This is a genomic window from Streptosporangium carneum, assembly GCF_027922005.1.
GTDB lineage: Bacteria > Actinomycetota > Actinomycetes > Streptosporangiales > Streptosporangiaceae > Streptosporangium > Streptosporangium carneum.
Map to the genome: position 1 here is coordinate 1 of NZ_BSEV01000041.1, position 15,618 is coordinate 15,618.

Below are 15,618 nucleotides of genomic sequence, written 5' to 3' on the forward strand. Positions count from 1 at the left end.
GTCCGGCCGGCGTATAAAAGGACCGCAACCACCCGCGCCCGCCAGGCCGGAGGCCTGATCTCACCAGAGCTCAGCTGAGACGGCCGGCCGGACCACCCGCCCCCCTCCACGCGAACCCACCCCCGCAGCGCAAACCAGCACCGCCCAACAAACCTCGCAGTGCGAGCCAGCACCACCCAACGCCCCGCAGGAAACCGGCCGGACCGCCCGCTCCCCGGAGCGCGTATGTGGGCCGTCTCAGAGGGCGGATGCCTCGCGGAGGCGCTCCGCGAGGTCGAGCAGGTGTTCAGGGTCACGTGCGGTGTGCTGCAGGTCGAGGAAGATCTCGTGCACGCCGGTGTCCGCGACGGCTCTCATGTGCTCGGCGATCTGCTCGACGGTTCCGCTTCCCGGCACGGCCTCGGAGGGGGAGTCGGCGACGAGCGGGTTGAACCGTACGATGACGCGCACCTGCCGAGGGTCGCGTCCATGGCGTTCGGCGGTCTGTTTGACGGTGTCCCACATGTCGGTCAGGATGCCGACCGGCATGGCGGCGGCGAGCCAGCCGTCGGCGCGGCGGCCGATTCGCGACAGCGCGGCGGGGGAGAAGCCTCCCAGGTGGAGCGGGGGGCGGGGGAGTTGGGCGGGCTTCGGCAGGATGTGGCTCGGCGCGATGTTCCATCGAGGGTCGGCGACGCTCACCGGGTCGTCACGCCAGATCGCCTCCAGCGTGTCGAGGGTGGCCTCGAACCGGGCGCCCCGGCCTTCCCAGGGCACACCCGCCGCCGCGTACTCGTCGCTGGACCAGCCAAGACCCAGGCCCACCTCGAGGCGTCCCGAACTCAGCTGGTCGATCGTGGCGAGCGAGCGCGCCAGCAGCACGGGGGGATACCAGTTGGCGTTCAGCGTGCTGGTCCCCAGCCGGATCCGCGAGGTGACGGCGGCGGCGGTCGACAGGACGGCGAACGGGTCCAGGAAGGTGCGGTGGGCTGGCGGGATGGTGCCGTCTCCCCCCGGGTAGCGTTCCTTCGGGGCGAGGGGTGTCAGCAGCCGGTCACCGACCCACAGGCTGTCGAAGCCTCGGGACTCCGCCTGTCCGGCGACGGTGACGAGGGCTCGCGCGTCGGCGAACCGCCCGTACTGCGGCACCGCGAGCCCGAGGCGGACAGGCATCAGGGTTTCCTGCCCACTCCGCACACGATCAGCGCCTGAGAGGGGTCGTCGTAGAGGGGGAAGTCGTCAGGCCGCCACTCCGGCAGCCAGACGAGGCCGGGGTTCACCAGCTCGAAGCCGTCGAACAGCTCCCGGATCTCCGTCCGGGATCGCAGGACGAGCGGGGAGTTGGCCCGCTCGTAGACCTTGGTGCCCTTCTTGGCGGCCTCGGTGCGGTTGTCGTGGGTCCCGTGGGACAGGACCAGGTAGCTGCCGGACGGCAGGGCGTCCCGCAGCGTGGTCACGATGCGCCGGGGGTCGTCCGCCTCGGTGATGAAGTGCATGATGGCCACCAGCAGCACGGCGACCGGCTTGGAGAAGTCGAGATGCTTGCGGACCTCGGGGGTCTGCAGGATCTCCTCGGGCTGCCGCAGGTCGCCGGAGGCCACCGTGACCTCGCCCTTGATCCCGCGCAGGAGCGCCCTGGCGTGCGCGAGGACGATCGGGTCGTTGTCGATGTAGGCGACGCGGGCGTCCGGTCTGATCTCCTGCGCCACCTCGTGGACGTTGCCCTGCGTGGGCAGGCCCGTGCCGATGTCCAGGAACTGCTCTATGCCCTCTTCTGCGAGGAACCTGACGGCCCTGCCGAGGAAGGCGCGGTTCTCTCTGGCGGCGATTCGCACTTCGGGGACGACTGAGAGGATCTCCTCCGCGGCGAGACGGTCGGAGGGGAAGTTGTCCTTCCCCCCGAGGTAGTAGTCGTACAACCTGGCGACACTCGGAGTGTTGACGTCGATCCCGCGTTGCGTCCACTCTTCGTCGGCCACGCTCACCCTCCGCCTGAACAGTCGTGAAGATCTCTAGCCCGAGCGTAATGCCCAATGTGTAGCCATAGGCAATATTTTCGGTAGAAAGTATTACCGCTCTTCTGCCTGATGGGTCGTGTCCGAGCCTGCCCGCAGCCGTCGCTGCGCGGCTCTCCGGACAGGCGCTGCGCGGATCTCCGCACAGGCGCCGCGCGACTCTGCGGACAGGTGTCGGACGGCGCACGCCGCGCCCGAGAGGCGTGGAGGCGGTGTTCACCGGAGGCGTGCCGAGGCCCGGGCGTCCTGCTGTGAGGTCCGGGCCGTGCACGGGACGCCGGACGGCCTTCCCGTGTCCCGTGAACACCGGGAAACACGTGAGTCCAGGACGTCACGGCCTTCCCGTGTCCCGTGGACGCCGGAAAACACGCAAGCCCAGGACATCCTGGGCTTGCGTGTCACGATGGGCCCGCCGGAGGACGGCGGGCGCGGTTTCCGGTGAGGGATCTCGGGGGACTAGCGGTGCCAGCCGCCGCCCCGGACCCAGACGCGGACCGAGCGGCTGCTGCTCTCGTCGAGCTCGTCGTTGCCCTCGTAGACGGCGCGGTACTCGCCGGTCTTGAAGGCGCGGGCCTTGGCGCGGAACTGGCCCCGCCACTCGCTGTCGGCCGAGGTGACCCACTTCCAGGCGCTGGAGCCGCGGGCGCGGAAGTAGATCCCCACTTCCTCGTTCTTCACGCCCTCCCAGTGGCGGCCGTCGCGGACCTGCAGGCGACCGGTGAAGTAGACCCAGCGTCCCTTGCGGACGGCGTCGGGGTTGACCCGGAAGCTGGCCAGGCGGGTCTCCGCCTTCTCGTGCCGCTCCTGCTTGACGGAGAAGTTGACCTCGTCGGTCACCTTCTTGCCGTCCTTGTCATAGGCGTCGGCGATCGCGAGCCAGCGGCCCTCGAGGTCGTCGCCGTCGAAGCTCGTGCTGAAGCGCCACAGGTCGCCGTCGTGGATGACCTTGGGCTCGTTCGCGTCCTGGGTGCGGAGCTGGTTGGAGGCCGGCCTGAGGCGGAGTTCGACGCGGGTCGCCTCCGTGGTGCGGACCTCGATGGTGACGTTCGTGTCGTGGCCGTCGGTGACCACGACGGGGTTGGGGTTCACGCTGTCGATGCGCACGCTGAGGGCGGTGCGCGCCGCAGAGGCGGTGCCCGCGGACAGGAGCAGCGAGCCACCCAGAGCTGCGGACAGGAGGCCGACGGTGATTCGTTTCATCAAGACGTTTCCTTCTCCCCGTTGTCAGAAGCGGTCAGGGGTGATCGCTTCCACATATATAAGACAGGTAGCTCACAGTAAAAGTTGCTTCGTTTCCGAAAAAAGTCTGAACAAAGTTGCCTCGAAGTAATGTTTCGCCGTAAACCCCCAGGTCAAGGCATTGCCGGTAAGTCATTGCTTTCTTCAAATTTGAACATAAATCTGTCCGATTTGTCGGGAATAAGTTTTCGATCATCGTCCGCTTTCCGGACGGTGGGGTCCGCTTGTCGGACACAAGATCGGAACGCGTCCAGGACGGCGGATCACGGATAGCGTTTCCCCATGAGCGCCACCATCGTCGCCAAGGACCTCGCCGCGGGACACGGCGACCGCGCACTGTTCTCCGGCCTGGACCTGGTCGTCGCCCCGGGCGACGTGATCGGCCTGGTCGGCGTGAACGGGGCGGGGAAGTCCACGCTGATGAGGATCCTGGCCGGATCCCTGTCCCCCGAGCACGGCACCGTACGGCTCAGCCCGCCCGCCGCGGTGGTCGGCTACCTGCCACAGGAGCGTGAGCGCAGGGCCGACGAGACGGTCACGGCCTTCCTGGCGAGGCGGACCGGGGTGGCCGAGGCGCAGCGCGCGCTGGACGCGGCGACCGAGGGGCTGGTCGAGGGCCGTCCCGGAGCCGACGACGACTACGCCACGAGTCTGGAGAGGTGGCTCACCCTGGGCGGAGCGGACCTGGAGGAGCGGGCGGAGGAGGTCGTCGCCGAGCTCGGCCTGGCGGTCGGCCTTGACCGGCCGATGACCGCGCTCTCCGGCGGCCAGGCCGCCAGGGCGGGAATGGCCTCCCTGCTCCTGAGCCGTTACGACGTCTTCCTGCTGGACGAGCCGACCAACGATCTCGACCTGGACGGCCTCGAGCGACTCGAGCGCTTCGTGACCGGGCTGCGCGCGGGCACGGTCCTGGTCAGCCACGACCGCGAGTTCCTGGCCAGGACCGTGAACAGGGTCGTCGAGATCGACCTACCCCAGCAGCGGATCCGCTCGTACGGCGGCGGCTACGAGGCCTACCTCGCCGAACGCGAGGTCGCCAGGCAGCACGCCCGTGACGAGTACGACGAGTACGCCGAGACGCTCGCCTCGCTCAGGCAGCGGGCCGGGACGCAACGCGCCTGGATGGAGAAGGGCGTCAAGAACGCCCGGCGCAAGGCGACGGACGGCGACAAGATCGGCCGGAACTTCCGCACCGAGGCGACCGAGAAGCAGGCAGCCAAGGCCAGGCAGACCGAGCGGATGATCGAACGACTCGAAGAGGTCGAGGAGCCGCGCAAGGAGTGGGAGCTCCGCATGGAGATCGCGGTCGCGCCGAGGGCGGGCGCGGTCGTGGCGACCCTGCGCGGCGCGGCGGTCAGGCGCGGGGCCTTCACCCTCGGCCCCGTCGACATGCAGGTCGGCTGGGCCGAACGGGTGGCGATCACCGGGGCGAACGGCTCGGGCAAGTCGACGCTGCTGGCCGCCCTCCTCGGCCGGATCCCGCTGGACGAGGGCGACGCCTCGCTCGGCCCCGGAGTGGTCGTCGGAGAGGTCGACCAGGCGCGCGGGCTGTTCCTCGGCGAGGAGCCGCTGGTGGACGCCTTCGGCGCGGCGGCGGGCGACATGACCCCGGCCGACGCGCGCACGCTGCTGGCCAAGTTCGGGTTGCGCGCGGCGCACGTGCTGCGCCCCGCGGCGACCCTGTCGCCGGGGGAGCGGACCAGGGCCGCGCTGGCGCTGCTCCAGGCCAGGGGGGTGAACCTGCTCGTCCTCGACGAGCCGACCAACCACCTCGACCTGGCGGCGATCGAGCAGCTCGAGTCCGCGCTGGCCTCGTATCCCGGCACGCTGCTGCTGGTCACCCACGACCGGCGGATGCTCGACGCGGTGCGCACCACGAGACACCTCCACCTCACCGAGGGCAAGGTGACGGAGAGCTGAGGGCGCGGTCTCCTCGCGGGTTCCCGCGAACAGCCGCGTCCTCGCCCCTTACTTCGACAGGTAGACGACCTTCCAGGACTCGGCGTAGAGGCAGTTGAGCGACGGCTTGGCGGCCTTGCCCTCGGAACAGACCTTCAGCTCGACCTGGTAGACGTCGCGGTAGGTGAACGTGAAGGGCTTGGGCGTGCCGTAGGAGCAGTTGCGGACGCTGTGGTGCTTGAACGGCAGGTTCCCGTCCTTGGTCCGGTAGGTGATGCGGAAGACCGCCCAGCCGCAGGTCGAGCTCTTGCGGGTCAGGTCCTGGAGCCTGCCGGAGATCCGGGCGGTCGCGGCGGCGGGGATCACGGCGTGGTCCTCGCCCAGGGCCTTCAGGGAACCCGCCGCCCTGGCCCCGTGTCCCGGGGAGTCGTAGGGACCCCACTGGACGGCGGTCGTGGCGGTCTCCTGCGAGCCGGTCGTGGCGTGGGCGGCGGAGGGGGCGACCGCGGTGAGAACGGCGGCGGTCATGGCGAGGCCGGTCAGAGTCCGGGTGAGCGTCATCGGAGGGGTCCTTTCCCGCTGTGGTGCCCGCAGTCTGCGCCGGACCGCTTTCACGCCGGTTGACCGCTCACTGCAAACGAGTATCAACGGCCTGCCAGGGAAGGAGCCCGGACAGGAGGTGGACGTCATGGAGACGCTGGGAATCGACATCGGCGGATCAGGCATCAAGGGCGCCCCGGTGGACGTCGCCAAGGGCGAGCTGACCGGAGAACGGCTGCGGATCCCGACTCCCGTCCCGTCCAAGCCCAAGGCGGTCGCCGAGGTGGTCGCGAAGATCACCGAGAACTTCGGCTGGACCGGGCAGGTGGGCGTCACCTTCCCGGGGGTCGTGATCGACGGCGTCACACGAACGGCCGCCAACGTGGATCGGGAGTGGATCGGCACGGACGCGCGGGCGCTGTTCACCAAGACGACGGGCCTGCCCACGGTGGTGCTCAACGACGCGGACGCGGCCGGGGTGGCCGAGGTGGCGGTCGGCTCGGCCAGGGAGCAGGGCGGGGTGGTGCTGATGCTGACCTTCGGCACCGGCATCGGCAGCGCCCTGTTCGTCGACGGACGCCTGGTGCCCAACACCGAGCTGGGCCACCTGGAGATCAGGGGCAAGGACGCGGAGAGGCGGGCCTCCGACCACGCGCGCGAGGAGGGTGAGCTGAGCTGGGGCAAGTGGGCGGGACGGGTCGAGGAGTACCTCCAGCACGTCGAGGCGCTGTTCTCCCCGTCCCTGATCGTCATCGGCGGCGGGGTCAGCAAGAAGGCCGACAAGTTCCTGCCCCTGGTGAAGGTGCGCACCAAGGTCGTCCCCGCCACCCTCCAGAACGAGGCGGGCATCGTGGGAGCGGCCATGGCCGCCGCCGAGTTGTAGAGGGCCTGGCATGACATATGCCGGAAAGGCCGTTCAAATTTTGATCTTCCTTTGACGGACACGCCCTCTGACCTGGGTAGGTAGCGAGAGTTAACAAGATCGCATCTGCTGGAGGCGGAGAGACGTGATGCAGTCGACTGGCGTGCTGGCCCGCTGGGTCCTGGTCACCGGGATGGTGGCTTTCACGGCTGCCGGAGCGACGGGGACGGCCGTGGCGGAGGTGGACGGCGTCGAGGAGGTCAGGCTCTCGCCGTACCGGGCGGGGCCGGGGGCCGATCTCAGGATCACGGCGTATGACTGCCAGGGCCCCGCCTTCGCCCAGTCGGAGGCGTTCCAGGACGAGCCGGAACTCGAGGAGGACGACTCGGGCGTCGCGGTCGGCTGGGCGCAGGTGGACTACGGCGCGCGCAGCGGTTCCTACGCCGTCGAGGTGGACTGCCGGGGTGACGGAGACACGCTCTACGGCGAGTTCCACGTCGTCGACGGGTACGGTCCCAACGCCGGCGGCGGCGGCCTGGCCCTGGCCAGGGGCGCGGCCAGGGCGGCGGAGGGCTGGAAGGCGGCTCCCCGGCGCGAGACGCACGGTTTCACCCTCGGCTGGGAGGCCGGCGTGGTCGCCGTGCTCGCGGGCGCGGGCGCGATGGCGGTGATGAGGCGCCGCGGCGCGGGGCGCGCCTGAGTCCGGGTTGCGCCTGAGCCCGGGCGGCCACGGTACGGCCGCCGCGGGTGCGCGCGGGGCGAATATTGGAGTGCGGCGAGCCGGGACCTCGGGCACCATGGGCGGTTGGCTCGTGATCTGTGGGCCGAACGTATTCTGGTTGCAGTATGGGAACGCCTCCTTTGACATCTCCACTCGCCGAACTCCAGGCACGCCTGCCCGAGCTCACGCTGCGTGACCAGCGTCGGCTGCGGCGCAGGCTCGACGGCGCGCGCAGGGTCAGAAACCGCGCCGCGCAACAGAAGATCGCTGCGGAGATCGTCTCCGACATCGAGCGGGCGGAACGCCGGGTGGCCGAGCGCAGGGCCGGCGTGCCCGCGGTCACCTATCCGCAGGCGCTGCCCGTCAGCCAGCGCAAGGACGACATCCTGGAGGCGATCCGAGACCACCAGGTCGTGATCGTCGCCGGTGAGACCGGATCCGGCAAGACGACCCAGTTGCCGAAGATCTGCCTGGAGCTCGGCCGGGGCGTCAGGGGCCTGATCGGACACACCCAGCCTCGCCGGATCGCGGCCAGGACCGTGGCCGAGCGCGTCGCGGAGGAGCTGGACACGCCGCTCGGCGACGCCGTCGGCTACAAGGTGCGTTTCACCGACCAGGTCGGCGACGGCACGCTCGTCAAGGTGATGACCGACGGCATCCTCCTGGCCGAGCTGCAGAGCGACCGTGACCTCGCCCAGTACGACACGCTCATCATCGACGAGGCGCACGAGCGAAGCCTCAACATCGACTTCATCCTCGGCTACCTCAAACAGCTCCTGCCGAGACGACCCGACCTCAAGGTCGTCATCACCTCGGCCACCATCGACCCCGAGCGCTTCTCCAAGCACTTCGGCGACGCGCCGATCGTGGAGGTCTCGGGACGGACCTACCCCGTCGAGGTCCGCTACCGCCCCGTCGCCGAGGACGACGACCAGATCCAGGCGATCGGCAACGCCGTGGACGAGCTGTGCGCGGAGGGGCCCGGCGACATCCTGGTCTTCCTGAGCGGCGAGCGTGAGATCCGCGACACCGCGGACGCGCTGTCCAAACGCAAGGACGCCGAGGTCCTCCCGCTGTACGCCCGGCTGTCCGCGGCCGAGCAGCACAAGGTCTTCCAGCGTCACTCGGGGCGCCGGATCGTGCTGGCGACCAACGTGGCCGAGACCTCGCTGACCGTGCCCGGCATCAAATACGTGGTCGATCCCGGCTTCGCCCGGATCTCCCGCTACAGCCACCGCACCAAGGTCCAGCGCCTGCCGATCGAGGCGATCTCCCAGGCCTCGGCCAACCAGCGCAAGGGCCGCTGCGGTCGCGTCTCCGAGGGCGTCTGCATCCGGCTCTACGAGGAGGACGACTTCCTCACCAGGCCGGAGTTCACCGATCCGGAGATCCTGCGCACCAACCTCGCCTCGGTCATCCTGCAGATGACCTCCATCGGCCTGGGCGACATCGGGGCCTTCCCGTTCGTCGAGCCGCCGGACCAGCGCCAGGTCAAGGACGGCTACGACCTGCTGCAGGAGCTGGGCGCCTTCGACCAGGCCAGGCAGATGACCCCGCTCGGCCGCAAGCTCGCGGGCCTGCCGGTCGACCCCCGCCTGGCGCGCATGGTGCTGGAGGCCGACCACAACGGCTGCGTCCGCGAGGTCATGGTCATCGCCGCCGCGCTGTCCATCCAGGACCCTCGCGAGCGTCCCGCCGACAAGCAGCAGGCGGCCGACGACAAGCACCGCCGCTTCGCCGACAAGGAGTCGGACTTCGTCTCCTACCTGAACCTGTGGGACTACCTCCAGGAGCAGCAGAGGGAGCTGTCCTCCAGCGCGTTCCGCCGCCTGTGCAAGGCCGAGTTCCTCAACTACCTGCGCGTGCGCGAGTGGCAGGACGTCTACAGTCAGCTCCGTCAGATGTCGAAGCCCCTCGGCGTCACGCTGAACAGCACCCCGGGCGACGAGCAGAAGATCCACATGGCGCTGCTGTCCGGCCTGCTGTCCCACATCGGCGTCAAGGACATCGACAAGAAGACCGCAGGCGACGGCCCCCGCAAGCCGGGCGCCGAACCGCGCAGGCCGATCACCGAGTACGTCGGCGCCCGCAACGCCCGCTTCGCCGTCTTCCCCGGCTCCGCGCTCGCCAAGAAGCAGCCGCTGTGGGTGATGTCCGCCGAGCTGGTCGAGACCTCCAGGCTCTGGGCCAGGGTCAACGCCAAGATCGAGCCGGAGTGGGTCGAGCCGCTCGCCCAGCACCTGATCAAACGCACCTACTCGGAGCCGCACTGGGAGAAGAACCAGGGCTCGGTGATGGCCTACGAGAAGGTCACCCTGTACGGCGTGCCGATCGTGGTGCAGCGCAAGGTCAACTACGGCCGCATCGACCCCGAGCTGAGCCGTGAGCTCTTCATCCGGCACGCCCTGGTCGAGGGCGACTGGGAGACCCACCACGCCTTCTTCAGGGAGAACCGCAAGCTCCTGGAGGAGGTCGAGGAGCTGGAGGAGCGCGCCCGCCGCCGCGACATCCTGGTCGACGACGAGACGCTGTTCGACTTCTACGACCAGCGCGTCCCCCAGGACGTCGTCTCCGGACGCCATTTCGACTCCTGGTGGAAGAAGGCCAGGGCGGGCCAGCCGGACCTGCTGAGCTTCGAGAAGTCGATGCTGATCAGCGAGTCGGCGGGAGACGTCAGCCAGCGCGACTATCCCGACGTGTGGCGTCAGGGGGGTTTGCGCTTCCCGCTGACCTACCAGTTCGAGCCCGGCACGGACGCCGACGGCGTCACCGCCCACATCCCGCTGTCCCTGCTCAACCAGGTGAACGTGGAGGGCTTCGACTGGCAGATCCCCGGCCTGCGCGAGGAGCTGCTCACCGCGCTGATCCGGGCCCTGCCCAAGAACATCCGGCGCAACTTCGTGCCCGCCCCCAACTACGCCAAGCAGGTGCTCCAGCGCGCCAGACCCACCCAGGAGCCGCTCCTGGCGGTCCTGGAGCGGGAGCTGCTCGACCTGACCGGGATCCAGGTGCCGAGGGACGCCTGGCAGACCGACCTGGTCCCCGACCACCTGAAGATCACTTTCCGGGTGATCGACGGCCGCAAGCACAAGCTCGCGGAGAGTAAGGACCTTGCCGAGCTGAAACGGCGGCTCGCGCCCAAGCTGCGCCAGACCCTCTCCAGGGCGGCGGACGGCCTGGAGAGGTCGGGGCTGACCACGTGGGCCGTGGGGGAGCTGCCCAAGACGTTCGAGCAGCGCAGGATGAAGGCCTACCCCGCGCTGGCCGACGAGGGCGCGACCGTGGCCGTGCGCATGTTCGAGACCGAGACCGAGCAGCGCAGGGCCATGTGGGAGGGCACCCGCAGGCTGCTGCTGCTCAACACCCCCTCCCCGGTCAAGTGGGTGCTCGGCCGTCTGGACAACCAGTCCAAGCTCGCCCTCAGCCGCAGTCCGCACGCGGGCGCCGTCGCCCTGTTCGACGACTGCGTCGCCTGCGCCGCCGACGAGCTCATGGGAAGGTACGGCGGGCCGGTCTGGGACGGCCCGGCTTTCACCGCCCTGCACGACAAGGTCCGCGCCGAGCTGTTCGACACCACCGCCGAGGTGGTGAACCGGGTCCAGGACATCCTCAAGGTGTGGCACACGGTCGTCACCCTGCTGCCCGAGGCGCGTTCGACCCCCGCGGTCGAGGACATCCGCGACCAGGTGGCCGACCTCGTCTATCCCGGCTTCGTCACCGAGACCGGATACAAGCGCCTTCCCGACCTGCTCCGCTATCTCAGGGGAGCCCAGCGGCGTCTTGAGAAGCTGCCCGACGACCGGTTCCGCGACGAGGAGCGGATGCACAAGGTCCACGACATCGAGGACGACTACCACGAGCTGGTGGAGAAGCTTCCCCCCGCCCGCCGTTCGGACGACGACGTCCGGCAGATCCGCTGGATGATCCAGGAGCTGCGGGTCAGCTACTTCGCGCAGACCCTGGGCACGCCGTACTCCATCTCCGACAAGCGCATCCGCAAGGCGATGGACCAGCTGTGAGCCCGGGCTGCCCGGGTTTTCCCGTGGTGGCCCGGGCTTCCGGATTCGCTGGCTGGTCGATCAATTGATCTTCTTCGGTTCGTGGCGCATTCATGATCGATTCATGGGGCGTACTCGCCTTGCGTCCACATTTGCTCCCTGTTAGGCCGGAAAGTCCGGCCATGTCTCTCAAGGAGCATGGTGAAACCGATTGTGCGTCGAACCGTCCGTGCGATCTTAGCGATCACGCTCGCCGCGCTGGCGGCCGTGAGCGCCGGGGTCGTGACATTGGCCACGCCCGCCTCTGCGGCCCGCTCGGCGGAGCAGATCGCCCAGGACTGCTACGACCCGCAGTGGCGGCAGCAGGGGGACTACATCTACGCGGTACCCGAGTGCAGAGTCGACGTGTTGTCCACCGAGAAGGTGTACGCCGACCCCAAGATCGCGGGGCAGGCGGTCCTCGCCTGCACCGCCAGTGGCGGCAGTACGAGCGTCAACGTCTCCAGCACCACCTCGACCTCCTTCTCCTTCGGCCTCGACATCGGCGGCAAGCACAAGTTCGGCAACTTCGAGGAGCAGGCCGGCCTCAAACTCGGCTGGAGCTGGAGCTGGTCCGAGACCCGGGGCAAGGCCGCCACCGTGAACATCCCGGGCTGGTCCGTCGGCTGGATCGAGAGCCGGGACGCCGTGCACAGGCTGACCGTGAACGTCAGGGCCGACTACGACGACGGCCGCGGCTACGCCGAGGTGGCGAAGAGGCAGGTCGTCCACACCCCGGACAGGAGCCGCGACAACCTCTGGCTGCTGCGCAGCCGCCCGCTGTCCGACTGGGAGATCAAGAATCGCTGCGGCCAGAGTGCCGCCGCCGCCTCCGGTGAGGCCGGGCTCACGGTCGTCCCCGTCCCCGCCACGCCTGTCACATCCTCCGTGTCCCCGTCCTCCGTGTCCCCGGACGGCGCCTCCGCCTCCGGGGTGTCGGCGCAGGCGGTGTACGGCCCCGACTTCCGCTTCTGGGTCACGAGCCGGGGCCGCCTGCTCAGCACCTACAGCCACAAGTGCATGACCGTGCACAACGGCGCCTCCGCCGACGGGACCAGGATCGTGCAGAACGACTGCAAGCCCGACCGGCCCAAGGAGCAGCTCTGGGAGACCGAGAACCGGCCGGACGGCCCGGTCAAGTACGTCATGTACAAGAACTCCAAGACCAAGAAGTGTCTCGACATCAGCGGGAACGAGCAGGACGACGGGCTGAACCTGGAGCTGTACACCTGCGTGCCCTCGGCGCCTGTGCAGAGTTGGCTGAGGGAGTCCGTCAAGGCGGGGATGCCGCCCTTCTACGACGCTCAGGACGCCGTCTTCATCAGGAACAAGAAGACCGGCAAGTGCGGGGCCCTGGACTTCTACAACGGACTGGAGAAAGAGAGCAGCCCCCTGAAGCAGTACCCCTGTCACCGTTGATCCGACGAACCCCGATCCGGGGCGGGTGCGCGGCCGCGCACCAGCCCCGGGCCGCACGGCGCACAGGCGCCGCCGGAGGACCCGTTCCGTGACCGGGGCGGACGCCCACGGGTCACGACGTCGAGGACGGGTGCCGTGAGCGGCAGGAGAGGCTTCCTCCGTCCCGGAACCTCGCGGGCGCGGTGACCGAGTGATCTTCTTCGTTTCACGGGGCGTTCATGATCGCTTCATGAGTTGTGATCATCTTTGACCCTACATTGCTCCCTGTCCGGCCGGGTTGTCCGGCCGTACTCCCTAAGGAGCATGGTGAAACCACATCTACGCCGAACCGTTCGCGCGCTCTTGGCGGTCACGCTCACCGCGCTGGCGGTCGTGAGCGCCCTGGTGGCGACGCCGGCCGCGCCCGCCTCGGCGGCCCGCTCGCCGGAACAGATCGTCAGGGACTGCTACAACCCGAAGTGGCGACAGGCGGGAGACCTCGTCTACGCGGTCCCCGAGTGCAGGATCACTGTGAAGAGCGGTGAGCGGGTGTACGGCTCCCCCGAGATCGAGGGAAGCCCGTCCGTCATGTGCAACGGCAAGGGCGGCAGCACGACCATCAACGGCTCCAGCACCACCTCGACCTCCTTCTCCTTCGGCCTCGACCTCGGCGCCAAGAAGAAGTTCGGCGACCTTGAGGGACAGATCGGCGCCAAGCTCGGCTGGAGCTGGAGCTGGTCCCAGAGCCGGGGCTGGGCCACCACCGTGACCATCCCGGGGTGGGGCGTCGGCTGGGTCGGGCTCCAGAAAGCCCTGCGCAAGGTGGTCGTGGACGTCGTGGCCGACTACGACGACGGCCGCGGCTACTCCGAGAAGGCCAGGGACCAGGTCGTCTACGGCCCGGACCCGGACAGCAAGGACAAGCCGGTGGGGAAGAGCCGTCTGCTGACCGACTGGGAGATCGCCCACTACTGCCGCAGCCTTGCCTCCTCCTCCGCCGATGAGGCCAAGGCCAAGTCCCTCCCGGCCCCCGCGGACACCGCGACCCCCGCCTCGGACGGCGCTTCCACCGCTCCCGCCTCGGACGGCGCCCCCGCGGCACCCGCCACGGAGGCCGCGGTCTCCGCCGCGGCCCCTGCCTCCGCCGCCTCCGGGGTGTCGGCGCAGGCGGTGTACGGCCCCGACTTCCGCTTCTGGGCCGTCACCCAGGGCGGCCTGCTCAACAGCTACAGCAACAACTGCATGACCGTGAAGGGCGGCAGCTCCGCGAACGGCGCCGCGATCGTCCAGGAGGACTGCAACCCCAAGGGACTCAAGGAGCAGCGCTGGAGCCCCACGCGTCAGTCGAACGGCTACTTCATCTACCAGAACGCCAAGAACCAGAAGTGTCTCGACGTGAGCGGATCCGAGACGGCGTCCGGGCAGCCCCTGGAGCAGTACTCCTGCCTCCCCAAGGAGGCCGTGCAGAACTGGAACATCGTGCCCGTCACCCTGAAGCTCCCGCCCTATGACGACTCCCAGCCCGGCTACTTCTTCAGCAACAAGAAGAGCGGCAAGTGCATCGCCCTCGACTGGGGCAGCCTGCTGCAGGACGGCGGACGGGTGGTGCAGCAGAACTGCCCGTGACCCGGTGAGCCGCTGACCCCCGGTCAGCCGCCGACCCGGTGAACCCGCGCCGGGGCGGGAGCGCGGTCAGATCCCGTGCGCCCGCCCCGGCCCCGCGGCGGACGGGGGCGCCGGGGGCGGCCCGCCGCGTGGAAAGTAGGATCGGCTGGCCGGTCGAAGGGGGAGCATCGTGGTCAGGGCGCTGGTGTTCGACGTCGGGGAGACTCTGATCGACGAGACCCGGATCTGGTCGCGCTGGGCCGACCGGCTGGGCGTCACCCGGTTCACGATGCTCGGCGTCCTGGGCGGCATGGCGGCGCTCGGCAGGTCCTTCGAGGAGGCGTTCCAGGTCCTGCGGCCCGGCTTCGACGTCGAGGCGGAGCAGGAGGCGTGGAAGCGGGACGACCCGGAGGGGATGCGGGTCGACTTCGACGCCGACGACCTCTACCCCGACGTGCGGCCAGGCCTGGTCGCGCTGCGCGCGCTCGGATATGAGCTGATCATCGCGGGCAACCAGCCGCCGCAGGCCTACGACGCGCTGGTGGCGATGGACCTCCCCGTCGACTCCATCCACACCTCGGACGGCTGGGGGGTGGCCAAGCCCGCTCCGGAGTTCTTCGCACGGGTCGTCGCGGTCTCCGGCAGGGAGCCGGGCGAGATCCTCTACGTGGGGGACCGGCTCGACAACGACGTCCTGCCCGCCCGCACGGCGGGGATGCGCACGGCCCTGATCCGCCGGGGCCCCTGGGGCCACCTGCACGCGCTCCGCCCTGAGGCGGCCGACGCCGACCTCGTCGTCGACGGCTTTCCGGCTCTCGTCACCGCCCTGTCCTGACCCGCTCCACGTTCCGGATCCTCTCCCCGCTGCACGCCGTCCGAGGCGCGTCGGCGGACGCCGGGCGGGCGAGGCGGAGGCTCGGGTCGCTCCCGGCAGGCCGGGTCCCCTGACCCGTCAGGTGTCCGGCTCGATGTGGATCGCGCGTTCCTCGGCTGACAGGTCGCCGTCGTCGGGGCCGACGTCGGTGGCGTACGCCTCGGAGGTCTCGTCGGGCCCGAGGCCCTCGTCCGGGGCCACCAGCCGGTCCTCCTCGCGCGGTGTCCGCTGCCGCTCCGGGGCCTCCCGCCAGAGACGCTCGTCGAGGGTGTCCTGATGTCCGGGGTCGTCCTCGGTGATCTCGTGGTCGAAGCCGAGGTCGTCGGTCCACTCCTCGACCTCGACCGCCTGCTCGTCGCTCAGACCTTCGCGGTCCGGGGGCATTTCGCTCATACTGCCGCCCTACCCGTTTTGTGTCCGGAAACCTCAGGAGAACGGCCGGACCCGGA

At 69.5% G+C, this 15,618-nt stretch carries 12 protein-coding genes; 7 read left to right on the forward strand and 5 right to left on the reverse strand.

Annotation, left to right across the window (positions count from 1 at the left end):
* Positions 1-237: 237 nt before the first annotated feature.
* From PKF00_RS41405 to PKF00_RS41415, 3 genes are all read right to left on the reverse strand, one after another.
* On the reverse strand, positions 238-1,152 hold the full coding sequence (locus PKF00_RS41405) for a TIGR03619 family F420-dependent LLM class oxidoreductase (protein ID WP_271223251.1): 915 nt from the start codon (positions 1,150-1,152) through the stop codon (positions 238-240).
* Complete coding sequence (locus tag PKF00_RS41410; RefSeq protein WP_271223252.1) at positions 1,152-1,958, reverse strand: SAM-dependent methyltransferase; 807 nt, start codon at positions 1,956-1,958, stop codon at positions 1,152-1,154. Before PKF00_RS41410 ends, PKF00_RS41405 begins: the two co-directional genes overlap by 1 nt.
* 492 nt (positions 1,959-2,450) lie before the next feature.
* Positions 2,451-3,194: a hypothetical protein gene (locus tag PKF00_RS41415; protein ID WP_271223253.1), complete on the reverse strand. Its 744-nt coding sequence runs from the start codon at positions 3,192-3,194 to the stop codon at positions 2,451-2,453.
* A 321-nt stretch (positions 3,195-3,515) separates the two neighbouring features.
* Here PKF00_RS41415 and PKF00_RS41420 point away from each other — a divergent pair, with 321 nt between their 5' ends.
* Positions 3,516-5,153 carry an ABC-F family ATP-binding cassette domain-containing protein gene (locus PKF00_RS41420; protein WP_271223254.1) on the forward strand — a complete coding sequence of 546 codons (1,638 nt, stop codon included), beginning with the start codon at positions 3,516-3,518 and terminating at the stop codon, positions 5,151-5,153.
* Between the two features lie 48 nt (positions 5,154-5,201).
* On the opposite strand, the gene PKF00_RS41425 is transcribed toward PKF00_RS41420, so the two are convergent.
* Complete coding sequence (locus tag PKF00_RS41425; protein WP_271223255.1) at positions 5,202-5,693, reverse strand: hypothetical protein; 492 nt, start codon at positions 5,691-5,693, stop codon at positions 5,202-5,204.
* A 127-nt stretch (positions 5,694-5,820) separates the two neighbouring features.
* Here PKF00_RS41425 and ppgK point away from each other — a divergent pair, with 127 nt between their 5' ends.
* The 6 genes from ppgK to PKF00_RS41455 all read left to right on the forward strand — a co-directional run bounded on the left by ppgK (position 5,821) and on the right by PKF00_RS41455 (position 15,130).
* A complete protein-coding gene (gene ppgK, locus PKF00_RS41430; RefSeq protein WP_271223256.1) occupies positions 5,821-6,555 on the forward strand; it encodes a polyphosphate--glucose phosphotransferase in 735 nt (244 codons plus the stop codon).
* A 127-nt stretch (positions 6,556-6,682) separates the two neighbouring features.
* The gene (locus PKF00_RS41435) at positions 6,683-7,234 is read left to right on the forward strand and encodes a hypothetical protein (protein WP_271223257.1); all 552 of its coding nucleotides are present in this window, start codon (positions 6,683-6,685) and stop codon (positions 7,232-7,234) included.
* A gap of 146 nt (positions 7,235-7,380) precedes the next feature.
* The gene (gene hrpA / locus PKF00_RS41440; protein WP_271223258.1) at positions 7,381-11,274 is read left to right on the forward strand and encodes an ATP-dependent RNA helicase HrpA; all 3,894 of its coding nucleotides are present in this window, start codon (positions 7,381-7,383) and stop codon (positions 11,272-11,274) included.
* 177 nt (positions 11,275-11,451) lie between these two features.
* A complete protein-coding gene (locus PKF00_RS41445; protein WP_271223259.1) occupies positions 11,452-12,711 on the forward strand; it encodes an RICIN domain-containing protein in 1,260 nt (419 codons plus the stop codon).
* A 303-nt stretch (positions 12,712-13,014) separates the two neighbouring features.
* Entirely contained in the window at positions 13,015-14,316 is a 1,302-nt protein-coding gene (locus PKF00_RS41450; RefSeq protein WP_271223260.1) for an RICIN domain-containing protein, read from the forward strand.
* Positions 14,317-14,485: 169 nt separating this feature from the next.
* Positions 14,486-15,130: an HAD family hydrolase gene (locus PKF00_RS41455; RefSeq protein WP_271223261.1), complete on the forward strand. Its 645-nt coding sequence runs from the start codon at positions 14,486-14,488 to the stop codon at positions 15,128-15,130.
* 117 nt (positions 15,131-15,247) lie between these two features.
* On the opposite strand, the gene PKF00_RS41460 is transcribed toward PKF00_RS41455, so the two are convergent.
* Positions 15,248-15,562: a DUF5709 domain-containing protein gene (locus PKF00_RS41460; protein ID WP_271223262.1), complete on the reverse strand. Its 315-nt coding sequence runs from the start codon at positions 15,560-15,562 to the stop codon at positions 15,248-15,250.
* Positions 15,563-15,618 lie beyond the last annotated feature (56 nt).